Source organism: Lysobacter sp. P5_B12, from assembly GCF_056400425.1.
In genome coordinates this window covers 261,785-281,925 of record NZ_JBFULG010000002.1, presented here as the reverse complement: position 1 = coordinate 281,925, position 20,141 = coordinate 261,785, and the positions used below count along the sequence as shown (strand labels likewise).

The following is a 20,141-nucleotide window of genomic DNA, read 5'->3' as shown; positions in this document are numbered from 1 at the left end:
CGGGCCGCCGATTCCCGTCCGTCGCGGACTGCCGACAGTCCTTCATTCCGATAACACGCGCTCGCGTATGCTCCGCGCCCTCGGTCGGTTGGATGCCGGCCGCAATCCCCCTACCCAATGCATGCGCCTGCATGCAGTTCCCCCGGAGGCCATGTGGCCGCACGCGTCATGCTCGGTTGGCGGGAGTGGTTGGCGTTGCCGGCGCTCGGCATCGTCGCCATTCGCGCGAAAGTGGATACCGGTGCGCGCAGTTCCTCGCTGCACGTGGATGCCCAATGGCGCTTCGTCGAGGGCGGCGCGCCCTGGACGGGGTTCCGGATCGCCACCGGCATTCGCAGCGGGCAGGTGATCGAGTCGCAGGCGCCGATCAGCGACGAGCGGGAGGTCACCGACTCGGGCGGCAACCGCAGCCGCCGCGTGTTCCTGCGCACGCCGCTGCTGCTGGCAGGCGTGGAGCGGGAGGTGGAAATCAACCTGACCGATCGGCGTGGAATGCTTTTCCCCATGCTCCTCGGCCGTACTTCGCTGGCCCGTGCGTTCACCATCGATCCGGCCCGCTCTTTCCTGCATGGAAAACCCCCCGCATGAAACTCGCGATCCTTTCGCGCAACACCAAGCTGTATTCGACGCGGCGCCTGGTCGACGCCGCGCGCGAACGCGGCCACAGCGTGCGCGTGCTCGATCCACTGCGCTGCTACATGCGCATCGCGGTGGACGGCTTCGCCATGCACCACCAGGGCAAGCCGCTCACCGGCTACCACGCGGTCATCCCGCGCATCGGCGCGTCGGTCACGCGTTACGGCACGGCGGTGCTGCGCCAGTTCGAACTCATGGGTACCAGCACGCCCAACCCGTCCGATTCCATCCTCAAGGCGCGCGACAAGCTGCGCTGCCACCAGATCCTCGCCGCCGAAGGCCTCGCGCTGCCGGCGACGGTGTTCGGCGACAACCCCGACGACACCTCCGACCTGCTCGCGATGCTCGGTCCCACGCCGCACGTGATCAAGCTCAACGAAGGCACGCAGGGCGCCGGCGTGATGCTCACCGAGAAGCTCTCGGCTTCGCGCAGCGTGATCGAAGCGCTGCGCGGCCTGTACGCCAACTTCCTCGTGCAGGAGTTCGTCGCCGAAGCGAAGGGCGCGGACCTGCGCTGCTTCGTCGTGGGCGATCGCGTCGTCGCCACGATGAAGCGCCAGGCGCCGAAGGGCGACTTCCGTTCGAACCTGCATCGCGGTGGCACGGCGAAGGCCGTCACGGCCACGGCGGGCGAGCAGGAAGTCGCCTTGCGCGCGGCCAAGCTGCTCGGGCTGGGAGTGGCGGGCGTGGACCTCATCCGCTCCCGGCGCGGCCCGCTGATCCTGGAGGTCAACGCATCGCCCGGCCTGGAGGGGATCGAAGCGGCCAGCGGCGTCGATGTTGCCGGCAGCATCATCGAATACGTCGCCAACGGCGGCAAACGGTCGGGATCGCACAAGCGGGCCCCGACCGCCCACGCCGCCTGAGGATCTCGCGATTACGAATTTTTAACGCGATTCCACCGTCGGTTTTAACACCCGTTTAATCGCCCGGTGCGTAGCCTTTGCCTACCGCGAATCTGTCGTAGACCGCTCGGCCCGCCGCATCGGACGAAGCAGATTACGGTCATCGGGGCTTGATTTGGCCCAGGCACGCGCAACGTGCCTGGGCCTTTGTTTTTTCCGGGCCACGCCCCCACCATCGACACTACCGTCGCTTGCGGCTCTGGCAGAATCCGACGAATTCATCGTGTTGAACCCCGGTGCGTTCTCCGGGTCTCACTCGACCCCCCGCCTCACCTGCAGGACAAAGCCCGGATGCGCATCCTCGTCATCGAAGACAACCAGGACATCGCCGCCAACCTCGGCGACTATCTCGAGGACCGCGGACACACGGTGGACTTCGCCGCCGACGGTGTCACCGGCCTGCACCTGGCGGTGGTGCACGACTTCGATGCGATCGTCCTCGATCTCAGCCTGCCGGGCCTCGACGGCCTGGAGGTCTGCCGCAAGCTGCGCAACGAAGCGCGCAAGCAGACGCCGGTGCTGATGCTCACCGCGCGCGACTCGCTCGACAACAAACTCGCCGGCTTCGACTCGGGCGCCGACGATTACCTGATCAAACCCTTTGCACTGCAGGAAGTGGAAGTGCGCCTCAACGCACTCGCGCGCCGCGGCCGTGGCGTGCAGACGCGCGTGCTCAACGTGGGCGACCTTGAATACAACCTGGACACGCTCGAAGTGCGTCGCGAAGCCAAGCTGCTGCAACTCAACCCGACCGCGTTGAAGATCCTGCAGGCGCTGATGGAAGCCTCGCCGGCGGTGGTCACGCGCCAGGAACTGGAGACGCGCGTGTGGGGCGAGGAATTGCCGGATTCGGATTCGCTGCGCGTGCACATCCACGGCTTGCGTGCGGTTGTCGACAAGCCGTTCGGCACGCCGCTGATCCAGACCCGACACGGCATCGGATACCGGATCGCCGCGCCCGATGCCACTAGCGCTACCTGAAGCCGCGCGCCGCCCGCGCCGTTACCGGCGCCAGCTCCGCAGCCGCATCATCCTGTCGTTCGTCCTGCTCGGGTTCGGGCTGACGGCGCTGTTCGCCTACGCGGTGGACAAGGTGCGCAACCAGGTCGAGGACAAACTTGTCGTCGACCTGATGAACCGCAACATCGACCTCTACGCGCAGCAATACGCGCGCGATCCGCAGAACCCGAGCCTGCCGGTCGACCAGATCCGCGCCTTCGCCTTCACGCCCGACAAGTTCGAGAGCGTGCGCGAGAACCAGCCGCAGTGGTACGAACTGCCCGACGGCATCCACCAGTTGAGCGGCGTGGACGACGACGGCCAGGCCTTCTCCTACAAGCTCGCGGTGCGCAAGACGCCGACGGTGTGGTTCTTCCTCGCCTACGACATGACGCAGACGATGCGCGGCGCGGAGCAATTCAACCGCGGCATCTACGGTGCGGTGGTGGTGTTCACGCTGCTCTCCTTGCTCGTCGGCTGGTGGGCCGCCTCGCGCGTGATGAGCCCGGTGTCGGAACTCGCCAATCGCCTCAAGGGCTCGGGCCGCAGCAGCGAGCCGGTGTCGCTGGCCGAACATTTTCCGAACGATGAGGTCGGCCAGCTCGCATCGGCGCTCGACGATTACGCCGCGCGCCTGACCGAAGTGGTGCAGCGCGACCGCGAGTTCAACGCCGACGTCAGCCACGAACTGCGCACGCCGCTCGCGGTGATCCGCGGCGCGACGGAGTTGCTGCTCTCGCGCCCGGAACTCGACGAACGCATGCAGGCGCGTCTGCGCCGCATCCAGCGCGCCGAACAACAGTGCACCGACCTGATCAGCGCGTTGCTGCTGCTTTCGCGCAACGAGCGTGGCCACGGCGCGACCGATGTGAGCAAGGTCGCCGAACAACTTCTCGACATGTACCGCGCGCAGTTGGGCGGCAAGGCGCTGGTGCTGCGGATGGAAGGGGAGGGCGGGCTGGTGGTCGACGCGCCGGAAGCCGCGGTGGCGGTCGCGCTCGGCAACCTGATTGGCAACGCAGTGAAGTACACGCTGGAAGGCGAGGTCATCGTGCGCATGCGGCCCGATGGCGTCGACGTGGTCGACTCGGGCCCCGGCCTCAGCGCGGAAGAAGCCGCGCGCCTGTTCGAACGCGGCTATCGCGGTACCCATGCCGAGCATTCGCAGGGCGCGGGCATCGGTTTGTCGATCGTCCGCCGGCTTTGCGCGATGTACGACTGGGACGTGCGCGTGGTGCCGGGGGAGAAGGTGGGGGTCGTGGCGACGTTGCGGTTTGGGAACGTCGTGGGGTGAGACCCCCCCAATTCGCGCTGTGCGCGAATTGACCCCCCTTGAAGGGGGGTAGGGATTCGTCAGGCGTCTACGTATTCCAGCCAGCCCCACTTGTCCTGGGTCTTGCCGTTGAACAGGCCGAAGAACAGTTCCTGCATGCGCAGCGTCACCGGGCCGGCGCGGCCGATGCCGACCTGGCGGCCGTCGACCGAACGGATCGGCGTGATTTCCGCCGCGGTGCCGCACATGAAGAGCTCGTCGCACAGGTAGAGGTATTCGCGCGGGATGTCGCGCTCGACGACGGCGATGCCGTTCTCGCGCGCGAGCGTCATGATCGTGTTGCGCGTGATGCCGTTGAGCAGCGCGGCGCTGATCGGCGTGGTGTGCAGCGCGCCGTCGAACACGAGGAACAGGTTTTCGCCCGCGCCTTCGCTGAGCAGGCCCGTGGACGCCAGCGCGATGCCTTCGCCGAAACCGAGGCGACGCGCTTCGCGCGCGACCAACTGGCCGGACAGATAATTGCCGCCGGCCTTCGCGCCCGCGGGAATCGTGTTGGGCGCGAACCGCTGCCAGCTCGACACGCACGCATCGATGCCTTCTTCGAGCACGCCCTCGCCGAGGTAAGCACCCATCTGCCACGCGGCCACCGCCGTGTCGGTCGGCGTGTCGGCGGACAAGCCGAAACCGCCCAGGCCGCGGAACGCGACCGGACGCAGGTAAGCCTTGCCCAGTTCGTTCTTCTTCAGCACTTCGCGGCACGCCGCGTTGATCTGGTCGACCGAATAGGGCATCGGCATGTCGTAGATGCGCGCGGAGGCCATCAGGCGACGGTTGTGGTCGGTGAGGCGGAAAATCGCCGGGCCCTTGGGCGTTTCGTACGAACGGATGCCTTCGAACACCGACGAGCCGTAATGGATCGCGTGCGACATGACATGCGTTGTGGCGTCCGCCCACGGCTTGATGGCGCCGTTGTGCCAGATCCATTCGGGGTAGCGCATCGTCATGCCGGCAGGCTCGCTTGCAGGGGAACCGCAATTGTAAGCGGCCGKCGGCCTAGAGGCTCACCCACCAGCAGCCGTAATGGCGCCGCAGGCCCAGCACCGTGCGTGCGGGCGTGATGCTTTGCGGGAGCGTCTGTTCCAGGCGCAGGCCCACCGGCGGACGGCGGGCCGTCGTGCGCGGCACGTCGCCGGCTTCGCCCGTGATCGCGCCTTCGGCGACGGGGTCGGCGGAGACCGGCTGGATGTCGAGCAGCGGGCGATGCGCGATCCGGTCCAGGCGATCCATCACCGACATCGCCGCCGCATCGGACATGCCCACCCAGTCGTAGACACCCGACAGCCGGTTCGCGTCGCCCTGTTCGATCGCCGTGCGGATTTCGAACACGAGGTCCTGCAGAGTCTGCGTGCAGCCGCCCATGTAGAGGCGATTGCTTTTCGCCACTTCCGCCGCCGCGCCGGGGTTGAGCGTGGGCGGCGCCGGGAGATCGGTCGCGCCGAGCGCTTCGCAACGTTGGTCGGTGTAGAGCGGGCGCCCATCTGCGGAAATGCATTTGTGCACCTGGGCGTGCGCGACGTGCGGGCACGACCACGCCAGGGCGAACAGGGGGATCAGGAGCAGCGCGCGCATGGGTGCAAGCCTACCAGCCTGCCTGGAAAATCCGGCTTAGAAGCGCAGGAACACGCACCCTTCATTGCGAACCACGTCGAAGTCCTGGATCGTCGCGGACGCGTCGTTGCCGAATTGCAGTTGCATCACGCCGCCATTGGAAGCACCGCCGCCGGCGTCCGCGGTTTCCATCCAGCCGCCGATCTGCGCGTCGTAGAACTGCACGTCCACCAGGTTGCGCCTGGCCAACGATTGCAGGCGCGTCATCGTCGCGTTGGCCGCGCGCTGCGACATGCCGACCCAATGGAAACTCTCGGCGATACGGTTCACGTCGCCGAGCGCGAAGGCGCCGCGCAGGTCCATCGACAGCTGCGTCGGCGTGCGGGCGCAGCCGGCATGCACCGAGCGCCGGCCGATCGCTTCGCGCGCCGCGCGCATCGTGGCGGTGTTTGCGGTGGGCGCGGCGGTGCCCGTGACATAGGCCACTTCGACGCCGGTAAAGCGGGCTTCGGTCGCGCGTTCGCGCACAAGGCGCGTTGCGAGTTCGCCGCGCATCGCAACCGGCCGCGCGCCGATGCTGCGGCAGGGTTTGTCGGTATAGAGCGTGTTGCCGTCGGCGGTGATGCATTGCTGCACGAGCGGCGGTGCGGCGCGCGCCAACCTGGGCGCGATGCTCAACGCGGCGCACGAAAGCGCGATGCAAACTCCTGCAGTGATCGAACGAAGCATGGCAGCCGTGTGCGCGTGGAGGTCACGCGCAGCATCGGCTCGCCTGCGTCAACGCTTCGTGCCTGAACACGCCGCATCGCGGCGCATTCGTCGTAAATCAGTCGAGCAGTTCGATGACGTTCAGCGTCGGCTTCGACAGATTCAGCGTGTAGAAGTGCAACGCAGGTGCGCCGCCGTCGACAAGGCGTGAACACAACTGCGCGACGAACTCCGCCGCGAATGCACGGATGCTCTCGCTGTCGTCGCCGTAAGCCTGCATGCGCTTGGCGATCCAGCGCGGGATTTCCGCGCCGCACGCTTCGGAAAAGCGTCGAAGCTGCGTGAAGTTGGAGATCGGCATGATGCCCGGCACGATCGGGATCGTGATCCCGAGCTTGCGCGCGTCTTCGACGAAGCGGAAATACGCGTCGGCGTTGTAGAAGTACTGCGTGATCGCGCCGTCTGCGCCGGCGTCGGCCTTCGCCTTGAAGTGCAGCATGTCGGTGAATGCATCGTCGGCTTGCGGATGCATTTCCGGATAGCAGCCCACTTCGATGTGGAAGTAGCCGTCGTGCTCGCTGCGGATGAACTCGACGAGGTCGGAGGCGAAGCGGAAATCGCCCATGCGCGCCATGCCCGAGGGAATGTCGCCACGCAACGCAACCACGCGCTTGCAACCCAGCGCACGGTAGAGCTTGAGCAGGGAACGCAATTCCTCGCGCGTGCCGCCCATGCACGAGATGTGCGGCGCGGCGTTGAGACCGTGGTCTTCGCGCAGGCGCTGCACGGTTTCGGGCGTGTAGGACAGCGTCGAACCGCCGGCGCCGAACGTGCAGGAGACGTAATCGGGCGAACGCGACTTCAACCGGGCCGCGGTGCGGTCCAGTTGTTGGCGTTGGTCGTCGGTCTTGGGCGGGTAGAACTCGAAGGAGATCGGAACGCGCAGGGCCATGTGTGGGTCCGTTGCCAACGTTTGAAACGAAGCGGGCGGCCCGGAAGCCGCCCGCTCGCGGGACTCAGTAGCGGTAGTGCTCGGGCTTGTACGGGCCCTGCACCGACACGCCGAGGTAGTCGGCCTGTTCCTGCGTGAGCGTGGTCAGCTTGACGCCGATCTTCTCCAGGTGCAGGCGGGCGACTTCTTCGTCGAGGTGCTTCGGCAGGCGATACACCGTCTTCTCGTACGTGTCCTTGTTGGCCCACAGGTCGATCTGCGCCAGCGTCTGGTTGGCGAAGGAGTTCGACATCACGAAGCTCGGATGGCCCGTCGCGCAACCCAGGTTCACCAGGCGGCCTTCGGCCAGCAGGAAGATCGCGTTGCCATTGGCGAAGACGTACTTGTCGACCTGCGGCTTGATGTTGATGTGCTGCGCGCCGGAGGCATACAGCGCATCGACCTGGATCTCGTTGTCGAAGTGGCCGATGTTGCAGACGATCGCCTGGTCCTTCATCGCCTGCATGTGCGCGAGCGTGATGACGTCCTTGTTGCCGGTGGTGGTGACGTAGATGTCGCCGCGGCCGAGCGTGCTTTCGATCGTGTTGACCTCGAAGCCTTCCATCGCGGCCTGCAGCGCGCAGATCGGATCGATTTCGGTGACGACCACGCGGGCGCCGTAGGCGCGCAGCGAGTGCGCCGAACCCTTGCCGACGTCGCCGTAACCGCACACCACCGCGACCTTGCCGGCGAGCATCACGTCCATCGCGCGCTTGAGGCCGTCGGCCAGCGATTCGCGGCAGCCGTAGAGGTTGTCGAACTTCGACTTGGTGACCGAGTCGTTGACGTTGATCGCCGGCACCAGCAGCTTGCCCTGTTCGGCGATCTGGTAGAGGCGGTGCACGCCGGTGGTCGTCTCTTCCGAAACGCCCTTCCAATCCTTGACCACGTTGGTCCAGAAGCCGGGGCGTTCCTTGGCCACGCGCTTGAGCAGGTTCTTGATGATCTGCTCTTCGTGCGAACCCGAAGCGGTGTTCACCCAGTCCGAACCCTGTTCGAGTTCGTAACCCTTGTGGATCAGCAGCGTCACGTCGCCGCCGTCGTCGACGACAAGCTCCGGACCCTTGCCGCCCGGGAAGGTCACTGCGTCGAGCGTGCAGTCCCAGTATTCCTCGAGCGACTCGCCCTTCCACGCGAACACGGGCGTGCCGGTCGCGGCGATCGCGGCGGCGGCGTGGTCCTGCGTGGAGAAGATGTTGCACGAGGCCCAGCGCACGTCGGCGCCGACGTCCTTCAACGTCTCGATCAACACGGCGGTCTGGATGGTCATGTGCAGCGAACCGGTCACGCGCACGCCCTTGAGGGGCTTGGCGGCGGCGTGCTTGCGGCGGATGGACATCAGGCCCGGCATCTCGTGCTCGGCGATGTCGATTTCCTTGCGGCCCCAGTCGGCGAGCGAGATGTCGGCGACCTTGTAATCCTGGGCTTGCTTGACTTGCGCGTTCATGGCGTTTGCTCCGAATTTCGAGCGGGCGCCGTTACCTGGTGCACCCCTTCGAGCCTGGCCGTGCCTATCCACGGTCGCAGCGCCCCTCGAAAGAGCAGGGCGCGCGACCCTCGTGGTCGCGCGCCCGATTTTGGATCGCTTACTTCTTCAGCCCGCCGTCCTTGCGCAGCTCGTCGGCCTTGTCCGTCTTCTCCCACGAGAACGCGGTGGCCTTCTGCTTCTTGCCGGCGCCGTCGACGTATTCCACCTGCGTCGGCTTGCGGCCGAAGTGGCCGTACGAGGCGGTGGCCTGGTAGACCGGGTGGATCAGGTCGAGCATCTTGACGATGCCGTACGGGCGCAGGTCGAAGTGCTTGCGGATCAGCTTCTCGATCTTGTCGTCGGAGATCTTGCCGGTGCCGAAGGTGGTGACCGAGATCGACGTCGGTTCGGCCACGCCGATGGCGTAGGAGACCTGCACTTCGCACTTGTCGGCCAGGCCGGCGGCGACGATGTTCTTCGCGACGTAACGCGCGGCGTACGCGGCCGAGCGGTCGACCTTGGACGGATCCTTGCCCGAGAACGCGCCGCCACCGTGGCGGGCCATGCCGCCGTAGCTGTCGACGATGATCTTGCGGCCGGTCAGGCCGCAGTCGCCCACCGGGCCGCCGATCACGAAGATGCCCGTCGGATTGATGTGCACCTTGTTCTTCGGCAGCTTGTCGAGCCAGTTCTTCGGCAGCACCGGCTTGAGGATGTGCTCGTACACACCTTCGACCAGGTCCTTCTGCTTGATGCCCGGGTCGTGCTGCGTGGACAGGACGACGGCGTCGAGGCCGACGATCTTGTTGGCTTCATAGCGCAGCGTGACCTGCGACTTCGCATCGGGGCGCAGCCACGGCAGCTTGGAGTTCTTCGCCTTGCGCACCTTGGCCTGCTGTTCGACCAGGCGGTGCGAGTAATAGATCGGGGCCGGCATGAATTCCGGCGCCTCGTTGCAGGCGTAGCCGAACATCAGGCCCTGGTCGCCGGCGCCCTGTTCTTCGGGCTTCTTGCGATCCACGCCCGCGGCGATGTCCACCGACTGCTTGCCGAGCATGTTGATGATCGCGCAGGTGTGGCCGTCGAAGCCGACGTCGGAATTGTTGTAACCGATGTCGTTGATGACCTTGCGCGCGAGGGTTTCGATGTCGACCCATGCGCCGGTCGTGACTTCGCCCGCGACGATGGCCGCGCCGGTCTTCACCATCGTTTCGCACGCCACGCGCGCGCGCTTGTCCTGCGCGAGGATCGCGTCGAGGACGGCGTCGGAGATCTGGTCGGCGATCTTGTCCGGATGGCCTTCGGAGACCGATTCGGAGGTGAAGAGGTAGCTGGAGCTGGTCATCGCTGCGTATATCCTTTAATGCGGATGAAAGGATGAGGGCGCGCATTGTACAGGCGCGCGGACCGGATTGGGCAGTTTGCGCCCTCCCGCAGATAAATGAACATCGCTGCGGGCCCCCGAAGCGGGGCGAGGGCGGCAGGCTAGGATCGCCACATGGATTCGATCACGCACCTGTTCATCGGCGGGGCCATCGCGGCCGCCCTCGCGCCGCCGGCGCAACGACGCGCCGCGCTGTTCGCCGGCGCCGCGCTCAACTCCTTGCCCGACCTGGACGTACTGCCGCTGTTCCTGACCGACGACCCCGTCATCCGCATGACCTGGCACCGCGCGGCGACCCATTCGCTGCTCGTACTGCCGCTGGTGGGCTTGCTGCTGTGGTTCTGGTTCCGCTCGCGCGGCGGGCGCGTGGCGGCGGCGCCGACGCGCTGGTTCTGGGTCTTCCAGCTTTGCCTACTCACCCATCCCCTGATCGACGCCTGCACCGTCTACGGCACGCAATTGTGGTGGCCGCTGCCGGTGCCGCCGGCGATGTGGTCCACGCTCTTCATCATCGATCCGATGCTGACCCTGCCCCTGGCGCTGGGCTGCTGCATCGCGGCCTGGTTCGGCGCACGGCCACAGGCGCAACGCGCGTTGGTGGCATCGCTCGCGATCGCGGTCGGCTACGTCGGCTGGTCGTTCGTGGCCAAGGCGATGGTCGAACGCGAAGCGCGGGCCTCGCTCGCCGCGATCGGCCTGGGGGATGCGCCGCACTTCTCGGTGGCGATGCCGTTCAACACGTTGTTGTGGCGCGTGGTGGCGATGACGCCGGAAGGGTTCGTCGAAGGCGAGCGCTCGCTCATCGCCGACCGCGGGCCGATCCGCTTCACGCACTTCGCGTTCGACCGGCGTGCGCTGGATGCGGTGCGCGATGCGCCGCAGGTCGCGCGGCTGCTGTGGTTCAACCACGATTTCGCGAAGGCGCAGGTGCACGACGGCAAGCTGGTGCTCACCGACCTGCGCATGGGCGCGGAGCCCGATTACACCTTCCGATTCGCGATCGCCGAGCGTGACGGCGGCGCGTGGCGCGCGATCCCGGCGCAACAGTTGCACTGGCCGTGGGAGGCCTCGCGTCGCCTGCCCGCGATGTGGATGCGCATCTGGCACGCACCGCCCTGAGAGCCTTCGTGTCGTCGACGGGATGGATCGTGCAGACACGGCACGCGCGCCTTGCGCATGCTCGGGCCGTGGTCGACGTCAGTGTGCAGCCGCCCGTCGTGAGACGCGCCGACGAACACATTCCCCTGCAAAGACCTGTGACTCCGTAGTTTCGGACGTCGCGCACGACGCCACCACATTGCGCAAAGTCAGGCAGCCACCATCCACCCAACCGAGTCACCCGCAATCAGCGCATCGAAGTAATCCCGCGTCAGCGCGATCTGCATCTGCGCGCTTTCCGCACGATTCACCACGTGCCGGAATGCGTGGTTCTCCGGCCGATCCTTCGCGTACCACCCCAGGTGCTTGCGTGCGATGCGCACGCCGGAAAGCTCGCCGTAAAACGCGTGCAATGCTTCGAGATGGCCCAGCAGGACGTCGCGCACTTCGACCAGCGAAGGCGGCGCCAGCGTTTCGCCCGTCGCCAGGTAATGCGCGATTTCGCGGAAGATCCACGGCCGCCCCTGCGCCGCGCGCCCGACCATCACGGCATCGCAACCGGTCTGCGCAAGCACGAAGGCCGCCTTCTGCGGCGAATCGATGTCGCCATTGGCGACCACCGGGATCGACAGCATCGCCTTGATCTCACCGATCGTGTCGTACTCCGCCACGCCACCGTATTGCTGGTCGCGCGTGCGGCCATGCACCGCGAGCGCGGCGATGCCGCTTTCCTGTGCGATGCGTGCGATGACCGGCGCATTGCGCGCGTCGGCGGCCCATCCCGTGCGGATCTTCAGGGTCACGGGCACGTCGACGGCCTGCACGACCGCTTCGAGGATGCGCGCCACCAGGCCTTCGTCGCGCATCAGCGCCGAGCCGGCCCACGCGCTGCACACTTTCTTCGCCGGGCAGCCCATGTTGATGTCGATGATCTGCGCGCCGTGGTCGACGTTGTAACGCGCCGCTTCTGCCATCACGGCAGGCACCGTGCCGGCGAGCTGCACGCTGATCGGTGCCGGTTCGCCGTCGTGGTCCATGCGGTGCAGGGATTTGCTGGTCTTCCAGAAGCGCGGGTCGGAGGTCGTCATCTCCGAAACGCACAGGCCCGCGCCCAGTTGCTTGCACAGCACGCGGAAGGGCTTGTCCGTCACGCCCGCCATGGGGGCGAGGATCACCTTGGGGGCGATGGAGTGGGGGCCGATCTGCATGGGGGCATTCTACTTCTGCAGGGGTCAAACCCCCTCGAACGCGCTTTGCGCGTTCGATCCCCCTTGGAAGGGGGATGAAGGCCGTCGGATTGTCAGAGGACTGCCGTTACTTCCTGTTCGTCTATGTCGGAGATGATTTCCGCCGCGCCTGCGCCACGCCAGAGAACGAAGCGCAGGCCACCGGCGGCGGCCTTCTTGTCCAGGCGCATGCGCGCGACCAGCGCGGCAGGCGACAGGCCCGCGGGCACCGCGACCGGCAGGCCGAAGCGCGTCAGCAGGCTTTCCAGGTGCGTGGCCTGCGCATCGGTCGACAAGCCCAGGCGCGCCGACAAGCGTGCGGCGCACACCATGCCGACGGCCACTGCCTCGCCGTGGTTCAAGCCGCCGTAACCCTGTTCACTCTCGATCGCATGCGCGAAGGTGTGCCCGAAGTTGAGCAGCGCACGTTCGCCGCGTTCGAACGGATCCCGCGCGACGATCTCCGCCTTGTGCGCGCAACTGCGGGCGATGGCTTCCGCGAGCGCGTCGTCGTCGCGCGCCAGCAATGCGGTGGCGTTCGCGTCGAGCCAATCCAGGAAGGCCGCATCGCGGATCGCGCCGTACTTCACCACCTCGCTCAAGCCGGCGCGCAACTCGCGGTCCGGCAAGGTCGCCAGCGTCGCGGTATCGGCGAACACCGCGCGCGGCGGATGGAAGGCGCCGACGAGATTCTTTCCCTGCGGCATGTCGACGGCCGTCTTGCCGCCGACCGAGGAATCGACCATCGCAAGCAAGGTGGTGGGCAGTTGCACGCAATCGATGCCGCGCATCCAGCACGCCGCGACGAACCCCGCCAGATCGCCGACCACGCCGCCCCCGAGCGCGACCACGCAGGCATCGCGGGTCGCGCCGAAGTCGGCGAGTTCGCGCACCAGTTCGCCGAAACGCTCGAGTGTCTTCGCCGATTCGCCCGCGGGAATGCACGAGACGATGCAACGGATGTCGTCGCGCGCGCCCTGCAAGGCCGCGACCACGCGCTGCGCATACAGGGGCGCGACATGCGCATCGCTGACGACGAAGACATGGCGGCCGCGCACGTGCGCCGCGAGCGCCGCGCCGTCGCCGAGCAATCCCGCACCGATCGCGATCCGATACGGTTGCGCGCCACCGACATCGACCGTGCGCACGCCGCTCATGCCGCGGCCTCGCTGCGCTTCCACTGCGCATCGACCAGGCGGGCGAGTTGCAGGGCCGCCTCGTGGGCGCTCATGCCGTCGGTCGGGAAACGCAGGTCGGCGACCTGCGCATACAGCGCCCCGCGTTCCTCCGCGAGCTTGTGCAGCACCGCTTCGCGATCCGGCCGCAGCAACAGCGGCCGCGTGCGATCGCGCGCCAAGCGCTCGAGCTGCCCGTCCACCGCGATGTCGAGATGGACGACGAACGCGCTTTCACGCAGCAGCCGGCGATTGTCTTCCGACAGGACCACGCCACCGCCGGTCGCGATCACACCGGCCGGCGCATGCAGCGCTTCGACCAGCATGTCGTGTTCGCGCGTGCGGAAGCCGGCTTCCCCCTCCAGGTCGAAGATCGTGGTCACTTTCGTCCCCGCGCGGGCCTCGATGGCCGCGTCCATGTCCGTGAAGGGCAGGCCGAGGCGCTCGGCGAGGCGGCGGCCGATCGAGGTCTTGCCGGCGCCCATGGGGCCGACGAGGATCAGGTGCGGGGCGGGATTCATGCCGGCGATCTTAATGCGCGAGAATGCGGCCATGCGCGCCGACCTTCCCAAAGACGTCCTGTCCACCTTCGACCACCTCTTCGCGCAGGCCGCGGCGGCGGGCGAACCCGACCCCACCGCCATGGTCGTCGCGACCGCCGATGCACGGGGCCGTCCTTCGTCGCGCACCGTGCTGATGAAGGCGCACGATGCGCGCGGCTTCGTGTTCTACACGCACCTCGACGGCCGCAAGGGGCGGGAGTTGCAGGCCAACTCGCAGGCCGCGCTGCTGTTCCACTGGCCGCGCGTGATGCTCGGCGTGCAGGTGCGGATCGAAGGCGATGTCGAAATCGTCGACGACGCCGAGGCCGACACCTATTTCGCCTCCCGTCCGCGCGGCAGCCAGTTGGGTGCGTGGGCGTCCGATCAATCCGAAACGCTGGCGTCGAAGGAAACCTTCGAAACGCGCCTGGCCGATGCCGAGCGCCGCTTCGAAGGGCAGGACGTACCGCGCCCGCCACGCTGGAGCGGGTTCCGCATCGTGCCGCGCGCGGTGGAGTTCTGGTACGGCGCGCAGTTCCGCCTGCACGAACGCCACCTGCACGAACGCGGCGACGACGGCACGTGGTCCACGCGCATGCTGTTCCCCTGATGCCGCCGTCCCGCATCGTCTGCCTGACCGAGGAACCGACCGAAACGCTGTACGCGCTCGGCGAACAGGACCGCATCGTCGGCATCAGCGGTTTCACCGTGCGGCCCACCGCCGCGCGCCGCGACAAGCCGAAGGTCAGTGCGTTCACCAGCGCGAAGATCGACGCGATCCTCGCGCTGAAGCCGGATTTCGCGATCGGCTTTTCCGACATCCAGGCCGACATCGCGGCCGAACTGATCCGCCATGGCGTCGAGGTGTGGATCTCGAACCATCGCAGCGTCGAGGGCATCCTCGATTACATCCGCCGGCTCGGTGCGATGGTCGGCGTGGCGTCGCGCGCGGAGGCCTATGCGGATTCGTTGCAACGCCGGCTCGATGCGATCGCAGCCGACGCCGCGAAACTGGAACGCCGCCCGCGTGTCTATTTCGAAGAATGGGACGAGCCGCCGATCACCGGCATCCGCTGGGTCGCCGAACTGGTGCGCATCGCCGGCGGCGACGACATCTTTCCCGAGCGTGCGCTGGAGCCGCTCGCGAAGCAACGCATCCTGGAAGACAGCGACGAAGTGATCCGTCGCGCGCCGGACATCATCCTCGGCTCGTGGTGCGGCAAGCGCTTCCGCCCCGAACGCGTCGCCGCACGCCCGGGTTGGGACGCGATTCCCGCCGTGCGCGACGGGCAACTGCACGAAGTGAAGTCGCCGATCATCCTGCAGCCCGGGCCGGCGGCCTTGACCGACGGCGTCGACGCCATCGCGCGGATCGTGCGCGCCTGGGCTACTTCGCCACTTCGCGGGTGAAAGTGAGGGTGCGCGTGGGCGCGCCGGCCGGCGTGACCTGCACGGTGAACTGCAGCGTGTCGGGCGGGGTGATCGAGAACGTGCCGACGTTGTCGAGCAAGCCGTCGCCCGTGCGCAGTTCGCGCATCGCGATGTCGATCTTGCGGCCCTGCAGGTCGCGCGCGTTCGCGACGACCTTCGCCGGCATCGCGACGTCGCGGCCTTCTTCGCCCTGTCGCGTGGTCACGAGCAGCATCCACGTCTGTTCGCCGCGGGGAATGCCGTAGGTTTTCGTGACGCTTTCGGGCAAGGCGAGGGTGTTCACGGCGGTCGCATGGATGTGCAGGTCGCCGTCGTGCAGTTCGGCCGGCGGCGGCGCGGCTAGCGCGGGCACCGGCGTGGAACCGCCGCCGCACGCAGCGAGCGCAGCGGCGAGCAAGAGCACGACCACGCGTTCAATCGTTCGCATCGGACAACTCCTTGCCGCGCACGGCGGCAGCGTGCACGGCGCGTTGCACGAGTGCGCGGAAACCGCCGGCTTCGAAGGCTTCGATCGCTGCGTGCGTGGTGCCGTTCGGTGAGGTGACGCGGCGGCGCAATTCCGCGGCGTCGACGTCGCTTTCCATCAACATGCGCCCGGCGCCGAGGATGGTCTGGAACGCGAGGACGCGCGCTGCATCGGCTGACAAACCTTCGGCTTCGCCCGCGGCCTGCATCGCTTCGGCGAGCAGGAACACGTAGGCCGGGCCGCTGCCCGAGACGGCGGTGACGGCATCCATCTGCGCTTCGTCGTCGATCCAAACGGTGCGGCCGGCTGCGCCGAGCAACTGTTGCGTGCGCTCGCGCTGTCGCGCATCGACGCGCGTGTTCGCGAACAGACCTGTGACGCCCGCGCCGAGCAACGCCGGCGTGTTCGGCATCGTGCGCACGATGGGCAGATCGCCGCCGAGCCAACGGTCCAACTGCGCGGTGGTGATCCCCGCGGCGATGGAGACGATCAGCGGGCGCGTGGTTTGCGCGATGGGCGCAAGCGCTTCGCAGACCTCGCGCAGCACCTGCGGTTTGACGCCGAGGACCCACGTGCCGGCGGCGCGCGCGATGGGGGCGTTGGCGGCATCGACGTGCACGCCGAAATCCCGCGCGAGTGCGTCGCGCAGCGCGTCGACCGGTTCGGCCACGTGGATGGCCGAGGCGGGCACTTTGCCGGGCACGAGGCCGCCGATCAGGCTGCGCGCCATGTTGCCGCCGCCGATGAATGCGATGGGGTCGTTCATTGCGCAAGTTTAGCTGCGTGGCGCGCGTTCGCCGAACAGCGCCGTGCCCACGCGCACCATCGTCGCGCCTTGCGCGATGGCCAGTTCGAAGTCTTCGCTCATGCCCATCGACAGCGTGTCCATCGACCGGTGGCGCACGGCGAGGGTGTCGAACAAGGTCGCCATGCGGGCGAAGGCGGCGCGCCGGCGTTCCATGTCTTCGACCGGTGCGGGAATCGCCATCAGGCCGCGCAGCGCGAGCCGGGGCGATGCAGCGGCGACGGCATCGGCCAGTGCATCGGCCTGCTCCGGCCGGCAGCCGTGCTTGCTGGCCTCATCGTCGATGTTCACCTGGATCAGCACGTTGAGCGGGCCGCGATCATCCGGGCGGGCGGCGGCCAGCAGGGGGACGAGCTTGGCGCGATCGACGGTCTGGACCCAGTCGAAGGCGACCGCGGCCGCGCCGGCCTTGTTGGATTGGAGGTGCCCGATGAGGTGCCACTCCAAGCGCGCGTCGGCCAGTTCGGCCTGCTTCCCCAGCGCTTCCTGCACATAGTTCTCGCCGAACGCGCGCTGCCCGGCGGCCGCCAGGGCGGCGATGGCCGCGGCCGGTTGGCGCTTGGACACGGCCAGCAGCCGGGGGGCTGGCCGACCGTACTGCCGAGCCGCGTTCTCAAGTCTTTGAACGACAGCGTCAAGGGCAGGGGTGAGCATCTCGTCGCAACCTCGTGATCGCCGCGGAATCCGCGGTTGACACCGCGGGGAGGGCGGCGCCCATACTGCCCGCGGGGGTGCCACTGCACCAGTCGTTCAACGTTGGCACTTCAATCGCCGTGCGGGGGAGCACGTAATGGATATCGCCGAACTTCTGGCGTTTTCGGTCAAGAACAAAGCCTCGGACCTGCACCTGTCCGCCGGCCTCCCGCCCATGATCCGCGTGGACGGCGACGTCCGCCGCATCAACATCCCGGCGCTGGACCACAAGCAAGTGCACGCGCTGGTCTACGACATCATGTCGGACAAGCAGCGGCGCGATTACGAAGAATTCCTCGAGGTCGACTTCTCCTTCGAGATCCCGGGCCTTGCGCGCTTCCGCGTCAATGCGTTCAACCAGAACCGCGGCGCGGGTGCGGTGTTCCGTACCGTTCCCTCCGAAGTGCTGACGCTCGAAGACCTCGACACGCCGCGCATCTTCAAGGAACTGATCGACCAGCCGCAGGGCCTGATCCTCGTGACCGGCCCCACGGGCTCGGGCAAGTCGACCACGCTGGCGGCGATGCTCGACCACGTGAACAAGAACGAGTACGCGCACATCCTCTCGGTCGAAGACCCGATCGAGTTCGTGCACACCTCGCAGAAGTGCCTGATCAACCAGCGCGAAGTGCATCGCGATACGCACGGCTTCAACGAAGCGCTGCGTTCGGCCTTGCGCGAAGACCCCGACTACATCCTCGTCGGCGAAATGCGCGACATCGAAACCATCCGCCTGGCGCTCACCGCCGCGGAAACCGGCCACCTGGTGTTCGCAACGCTGCATACCTCATCGGCGGCCAAGACCATCGACCGCATCATCGACGTCTTCCCCGCCGGCGAAAAGCCGATGGTCCGCTCGATGCTGTCCGAATCGCTGCGCGCCGTGATTTCGCAGGCGCTGCTGAAGAAAGTCGGCGGTGGCCGTACGGCGGCGTGGGAAATCATGGTCGGCATCCCGGCCATCCGTAACCTGATCCGCGAAGACAAGGTCGCGCAGATGTATTCGGCGATCCAGACCGGTCAGTCGCACGGCATGATGACGCTCGACCAGCACCTCCAGGATCTCGTGAAGCGCGGTCTTGTGACGCGCCAGCACGCCAAGGAATACGCAAAGGACAAGCGACTGTTCGAGTGACAGTCCGGAGCAGACCATGAGCAGCATCGATTTCACCTCGTTCCTCAAGCTGATGGCGCACCAGAAGGCGTCGGACCTGTTCATCACGGCCGGCATGCCGCCGTCGATGAAGGTGCACGGCAAGATCTCGCCCATCACGCAGAACCCGCTCACGCCACAGCAGAGCCGAGATCTCGTGCTGAACGTGATGAACCCGCAGCAGCGCGAAGAGTTCGAAAAGACGCACGAGTGCAACTTCGCCATCGGCGTCGCGGGCGTCGGCCGCTTCCGCGTGTCGTGCTTCTACCAGCGCAACCAGGTCGGCATGGTGCTGCGCCGGATCGAGACGAAGATCCCGAGCGTGGAGGAACTCAACCTCCCGCCGATCATCAAGACGCTGGCGATGACCAAGCGCGGCATCATCATCTTCGTCGGCGCCACCGGTACCGGTAAGTCGACGTCGCTGGCCGCGATGATCGGCTACCGCAACGGCAACTCGACCGGGCATATCATCACCATCGAGGACCCGATCGAATTCGTGCACAAGCACGAGGGCTGCATCATTACGCAGCGCGAAGTGGGCATCGACACCGACAGCTGGGAAGCCGCGCTGAAGAACACGCTGCGCCAGGCGCCGGACGTGATCATGATCGGCGAGGTGCGCACGCGCGAAGGCATGGACCACGCCATCGCCTTCGCCGAAACCGGCCACCTGGTGCTGTGCACGCTGCACGCCAACAACGCCAACCAGGCGATGGACCGCATCATCAACTTCTTCCCGGAAGACCGCCGCGGCCAGTTGCTGATGGACCTCTCGCTCAACCTCAAGGGCGTGGTCGCGCAGCAGCTCATCCCCACGCCCGACGGCAAGGCCCGTCGCGTGGCGATGGAAATCATGCTGGGCACGCCGCTGGTGCAGGACTACATCCGCGACGGCGAGATCCACAAGCTGAAGGAAGTGATGAAGGAATCCACCAACCTCGGCATGAAGACCTTCGACCAGAGCCTGTTCGAGCTGTACCAGGCCGGCGAGATCTCCTACGAGGACGCCCTGCGTTACGCCGACTCGGCGAACGAAGTGCGCCTGCGCATCAAGCTGGCGCAGGGCGGCGATGCGCGCACCCTGGCGCAGGGGCTGGATGGCGTCGAGGTTGCAGAGGCGAGATAACGCCAGTCCAACGCGTAAGGCGATTCACGAAGGGAGCGGGAAACCGCTCCCTTCTGCTTTTTGGGCGACTTGTCGGCAATTCCACTGTACGCAGCTTGCGTACAGTCGTATCATGGATGCCACCTTCGTAGAACTCCCGCCCTTCCAGGGCGCGCTCGCCGACTATCTGGATGACGGCGCCTTCCAGGCGTTGCAACAGTTGCTGCTCGCCGACCCGGAGGCGGGAGATCTGATTCCGGGCGCCGGTGGCCTGCGGAAGGTTCGCTTCCTGGACAAGCGACGCGGCAAGGGCAAGCGCGGTGGCTTGCGAATCATCTATTACTGGTGGCCTGCAGGTGCGCAGTTGTGGTTGTTCGCGATCTACGACAAGAACGAAGTTCGTGATCTCACGCCGCTGCAGCGCACCTTCCTGAAGAAGCTCCTGATCTCCGAACGCAACTCAAGGCATTGA

The 20,141-nt window shown here is 66.8% G+C and carries 22 protein-coding genes and 1 riboswitch; of the genes, 10 read left to right on the top strand and 12 right to left on the bottom strand.

All coding sequences use genetic code 11. From position 1 onward, the window contains the following. The first annotated feature begins 153 nt into the window (after positions 1-153). The 4 genes from AC1DOM_RS04775 to AC1DOM_RS04760 all read left to right on the top strand — a co-directional run bounded on the left by AC1DOM_RS04775 (position 154) and on the right by AC1DOM_RS04760 (position 3,834). Entirely contained in the window at positions 154-588 is a 435-nt protein-coding gene (locus AC1DOM_RS04775; protein WP_498960752.1) for an ATP-dependent zinc protease family protein, read from the top strand. Further along, a complete protein-coding gene (gene rimK, locus AC1DOM_RS04770) occupies positions 585-1,502 on the top strand; it encodes a 30S ribosomal protein S6--L-glutamate ligase (RefSeq protein ID WP_498960750.1) in 918 nt (305 codons plus the stop codon). The genes AC1DOM_RS04775 and rimK overlap by 4 nt, the downstream gene beginning before the upstream one ends. Before the next feature lie 330 nt (positions 1,503-1,832). After that, positions 1,833-2,522, top strand: a complete 690-nt coding sequence (locus AC1DOM_RS04765; protein WP_498960748.1) for a response regulator transcription factor — start codon at positions 1,833-1,835, stop codon at positions 2,520-2,522. Then, a complete protein-coding gene (locus AC1DOM_RS04760; protein ID WP_498960746.1) occupies positions 2,503-3,834 on the top strand; it encodes a sensor histidine kinase in 1,332 nt (443 codons plus the stop codon). The genes AC1DOM_RS04765 and AC1DOM_RS04760 overlap by 20 nt, the downstream gene beginning before the upstream one ends. A 59-nt stretch (positions 3,835-3,893) precedes the next feature. On the opposite strand, the gene AC1DOM_RS04755 is transcribed toward AC1DOM_RS04760, so the two are convergent. The 6 genes from AC1DOM_RS04755 to metK form a co-directional block, all read right to left on the bottom strand. Next, a complete protein-coding gene (locus AC1DOM_RS04755; RefSeq protein ID WP_498960744.1) occupies positions 3,894-4,817 on the bottom strand; it encodes a branched-chain amino acid transaminase in 924 nt (307 codons plus the stop codon). Positions 4,818-4,866: 49 nt separating this feature from the next. Beyond that, positions 4,867-5,442, bottom strand: a complete 576-nt coding sequence (locus tag AC1DOM_RS04750; protein ID WP_498960742.1) for a hypothetical protein — start codon at positions 5,440-5,442, stop codon at positions 4,867-4,869. A gap of 36 nt (positions 5,443-5,478) precedes the next feature. After that, a complete protein-coding gene (locus tag AC1DOM_RS04745) occupies positions 5,479-6,150 on the bottom strand; it encodes a hypothetical protein (RefSeq protein WP_498960740.1) in 672 nt (223 codons plus the stop codon). A gap of 97 nt (positions 6,151-6,247) precedes the next feature. After that, positions 6,248-7,081, bottom strand: a complete 834-nt coding sequence (gene metF / locus AC1DOM_RS04740; protein ID WP_498960738.1) for a methylenetetrahydrofolate reductase [NAD(P)H] — start codon at positions 7,079-7,081, stop codon at positions 6,248-6,250. A 64-nt stretch (positions 7,082-7,145) separates the two neighbouring features. Continuing rightward, a complete protein-coding gene (gene ahcY, locus AC1DOM_RS04735) occupies positions 7,146-8,567 on the bottom strand; it encodes an adenosylhomocysteinase (RefSeq protein WP_498960736.1) in 1,422 nt (473 codons plus the stop codon). Between the two features lie 16 nt (positions 8,568-8,583). Beyond that, positions 8,584-8,661, bottom strand: a riboswitch (S-adenosyl-L-homocysteine riboswitch). A 45-nt stretch (positions 8,662-8,706) separates the two neighbouring features. Further along, positions 8,707-9,933, bottom strand: a complete 1,227-nt coding sequence (gene metK, locus AC1DOM_RS04730; RefSeq protein ID WP_498960734.1) for a methionine adenosyltransferase — start codon at positions 9,931-9,933, stop codon at positions 8,707-8,709. 153 nt (positions 9,934-10,086) lie between these two features. On the opposite strand from metK, the gene AC1DOM_RS04725 reads away from it, so the two are divergent. After that, positions 10,087-11,091: a metal-dependent hydrolase gene (locus AC1DOM_RS04725; protein ID WP_498960732.1), complete on the top strand. Its 1,005-nt coding sequence runs from the start codon at positions 10,087-10,089 to the stop codon at positions 11,089-11,091. A 188-nt stretch (positions 11,092-11,279) separates the two neighbouring features. On the opposite strand, the gene dusB is transcribed toward AC1DOM_RS04725, so the two are convergent. The 3 genes from dusB to AC1DOM_RS04710 form a co-directional block, all read right to left on the bottom strand. After that, positions 11,280-12,278, bottom strand: a complete 999-nt coding sequence (gene dusB, locus AC1DOM_RS04720; protein ID WP_498960730.1) for a tRNA dihydrouridine synthase DusB — start codon at positions 12,276-12,278, stop codon at positions 11,280-11,282. A 92-nt stretch (positions 12,279-12,370) separates the two neighbouring features. Then, entirely contained in the window at positions 12,371-13,453 is a 1,083-nt protein-coding gene (aroB, locus tag AC1DOM_RS04715) for a 3-dehydroquinate synthase (protein WP_498960728.1), read from the bottom strand. After that, a complete protein-coding gene (locus AC1DOM_RS04710; RefSeq protein ID WP_498961275.1) occupies positions 13,450-13,992 on the bottom strand; it encodes a shikimate kinase in 543 nt (180 codons plus the stop codon). Before AC1DOM_RS04710 ends, aroB begins: the two co-directional genes overlap by 4 nt. A 31-nt stretch (positions 13,993-14,023) precedes the next feature. On the opposite strand from AC1DOM_RS04710, the gene pdxH reads away from it, so the two are divergent. Both pdxH and AC1DOM_RS04700 read left to right on the top strand, forming a co-directional pair. Then, positions 14,024-14,623, top strand: coding sequence for a pyridoxamine 5'-phosphate oxidase (gene pdxH / locus AC1DOM_RS04705; RefSeq protein WP_498960726.1), 600 nt, complete (start codon positions 14,024-14,026; stop codon positions 14,621-14,623). Then, positions 14,623-15,423 (top strand): cobalamin-binding protein, encoded by an 801-nt coding sequence (locus AC1DOM_RS04700; RefSeq protein ID WP_498960724.1) that lies wholly within the window; start codon positions 14,623-14,625, stop codon positions 15,421-15,423. The genes pdxH and AC1DOM_RS04700 overlap by 1 nt, the downstream gene beginning before the upstream one ends. On the opposite strand, the gene AC1DOM_RS04695 is transcribed toward AC1DOM_RS04700, so the two are convergent. Genes AC1DOM_RS04695 through AC1DOM_RS04685 form a run of 3 tightly spaced genes read right to left on the bottom strand, consistent with a single transcriptional unit; the run spans position 15,401 to position 17,369 of the window. After that, positions 15,401-15,871, bottom strand: a complete 471-nt coding sequence (locus AC1DOM_RS04695) for a DUF4426 domain-containing protein (RefSeq protein WP_498960722.1) — start codon at positions 15,869-15,871, stop codon at positions 15,401-15,403. The genes AC1DOM_RS04700 and AC1DOM_RS04695 overlap by 23 nt on opposite strands. Next, positions 15,858-16,676, bottom strand: coding sequence for a pyrroline-5-carboxylate reductase (gene proC, locus AC1DOM_RS04690; RefSeq protein ID WP_498960720.1), 819 nt, complete (start codon positions 16,674-16,676; stop codon positions 15,858-15,860). Before proC ends, AC1DOM_RS04695 begins: the two co-directional genes overlap by 14 nt. Positions 16,677-16,685: 9 nt before the next feature. Beyond that, entirely contained in the window at positions 16,686-17,369 is a 684-nt protein-coding gene (locus AC1DOM_RS04685) for a YggS family pyridoxal phosphate-dependent enzyme (RefSeq protein ID WP_498960718.1), read from the bottom strand. 136 nt (positions 17,370-17,505) lie between these two features. On the opposite strand from AC1DOM_RS04685, the gene AC1DOM_RS04680 reads away from it, so the two are divergent. From AC1DOM_RS04680 to AC1DOM_RS04670, 3 genes are all read left to right on the top strand, one after another. Continuing rightward, positions 17,506-18,543 carry a type IV pilus twitching motility protein PilT gene (locus AC1DOM_RS04680; protein ID WP_498960716.1) on the top strand — a complete coding sequence of 346 codons (1,038 nt, stop codon included), beginning with the start codon at positions 17,506-17,508 and terminating at the stop codon, positions 18,541-18,543. Positions 18,544-18,559: 16 nt separating this feature from the next. Next, the gene (locus AC1DOM_RS04675; protein ID WP_036171929.1) at positions 18,560-19,690 is read left to right on the top strand and encodes a PilT/PilU family type 4a pilus ATPase; all 1,131 of its coding nucleotides are present in this window, start codon (positions 18,560-18,562) and stop codon (positions 19,688-19,690) included. 112 nt (positions 19,691-19,802) lie between these two features. Continuing rightward, on the top strand, positions 19,803-20,141 hold the full coding sequence (locus tag AC1DOM_RS04670) for a hypothetical protein (protein WP_498960713.1): 339 nt from the start codon (positions 19,803-19,805) through the stop codon (positions 20,139-20,141).

What these genes read in the sequence shown, in the direction of transcription:
- rimK (WP_498960750.1), top strand. Translation starts at nt 585, where the DNA reads ATGAAACTCGCGATCCTTTCGCGCAACACCAAGCTGTATTCGACGCGG.
- AC1DOM_RS04765 (WP_498960748.1), top strand. Translation starts at nt 1,833, where the DNA reads ATGCGCATCCTCGTCATCGAAGACAACCAGGACATCGCCGCCAACCTC.
- AC1DOM_RS04760 (WP_498960746.1), top strand. Translation starts at nt 2,503, where the DNA reads ATGCCACTAGCGCTACCTGAAGCCGCGCGCCGCCCGCGCCGTTACCGG.
- AC1DOM_RS04755 (WP_498960744.1), bottom strand. Translation starts at nt 4,817, where the DNA reads ATGACGATGCGCTACCCCGAATGGATCTGGCACAACGGCGCCATCAAG.
- AC1DOM_RS04750 (WP_498960742.1), bottom strand. Translation starts at nt 5,442, where the DNA reads ATGCGCGCGCTGCTCCTGATCCCCCTGTTCGCCCTGGCGTGGTCGTGC.
- AC1DOM_RS04745 (WP_498960740.1), bottom strand. Translation starts at nt 6,150, where the DNA reads ATGCTTCGTTCGATCACTGCAGGAGTTTGCATCGCGCTTTCGTGCGCC.
- metF (WP_498960738.1), bottom strand. Translation starts at nt 7,081, where the DNA reads ATGGCCCTGCGCGTTCCGATCTCCTTCGAGTTCTACCCGCCCAAGACC.
- ahcY (WP_498960736.1), bottom strand. Translation starts at nt 8,567, where the DNA reads ATGAACGCGCAAGTCAAGCAAGCCCAGGATTACAAGGTCGCCGACATC.
- metK (WP_498960734.1), bottom strand. Translation starts at nt 9,933, where the DNA reads ATGACCAGCTCCAGCTACCTCTTCACCTCCGAATCGGTCTCCGAAGGC.
- AC1DOM_RS04725 (WP_498960732.1), top strand. Translation starts at nt 10,087, where the DNA reads ATGGATTCGATCACGCACCTGTTCATCGGCGGGGCCATCGCGGCCGCC.
- dusB (WP_498960730.1), bottom strand. Translation starts at nt 12,278, where the DNA reads ATGCAGATCGGCCCCCACTCCATCGCCCCCAAGGTGATCCTCGCCCCC.
- aroB (WP_498960728.1), bottom strand. Translation starts at nt 13,453, where the DNA reads ATGAGCGGCGTGCGCACGGTCGATGTCGGTGGCGCGCAACCGTATCGG.
- AC1DOM_RS04710 (WP_498961275.1), bottom strand. Translation starts at nt 13,992, where the DNA reads ATGAATCCCGCCCCGCACCTGATCCTCGTCGGCCCCATGGGCGCCGGC.
- pdxH (WP_498960726.1), top strand. Translation starts at nt 14,024, where the DNA reads ATGCGCGCCGACCTTCCCAAAGACGTCCTGTCCACCTTCGACCACCTC.
- AC1DOM_RS04700 (WP_498960724.1), top strand. Translation starts at nt 14,623, where the DNA reads ATGCCGCCGTCCCGCATCGTCTGCCTGACCGAGGAACCGACCGAAACG.
- AC1DOM_RS04695 (WP_498960722.1), bottom strand. Translation starts at nt 15,871, where the DNA reads ATGCGAACGATTGAACGCGTGGTCGTGCTCTTGCTCGCCGCTGCGCTC.
- proC (WP_498960720.1), bottom strand. Translation starts at nt 16,676, where the DNA reads ATGAACGACCCCATCGCATTCATCGGCGGCGGCAACATGGCGCGCAGC.
- AC1DOM_RS04685 (WP_498960718.1), bottom strand. Translation starts at nt 17,369, where the DNA reads ATGCTCACCCCTGCCCTTGACGCTGTCGTTCAAAGACTTGAGAACGCG.
- AC1DOM_RS04680 (WP_498960716.1), top strand. Translation starts at nt 17,506, where the DNA reads ATGGATATCGCCGAACTTCTGGCGTTTTCGGTCAAGAACAAAGCCTCG.
- AC1DOM_RS04675 (WP_036171929.1), top strand. Translation starts at nt 18,560, where the DNA reads ATGAGCAGCATCGATTTCACCTCGTTCCTCAAGCTGATGGCGCACCAG.
- AC1DOM_RS04670 (WP_498960713.1), top strand. Translation starts at nt 19,803, where the DNA reads ATGGATGCCACCTTCGTAGAACTCCCGCCCTTCCAGGGCGCGCTCGCC.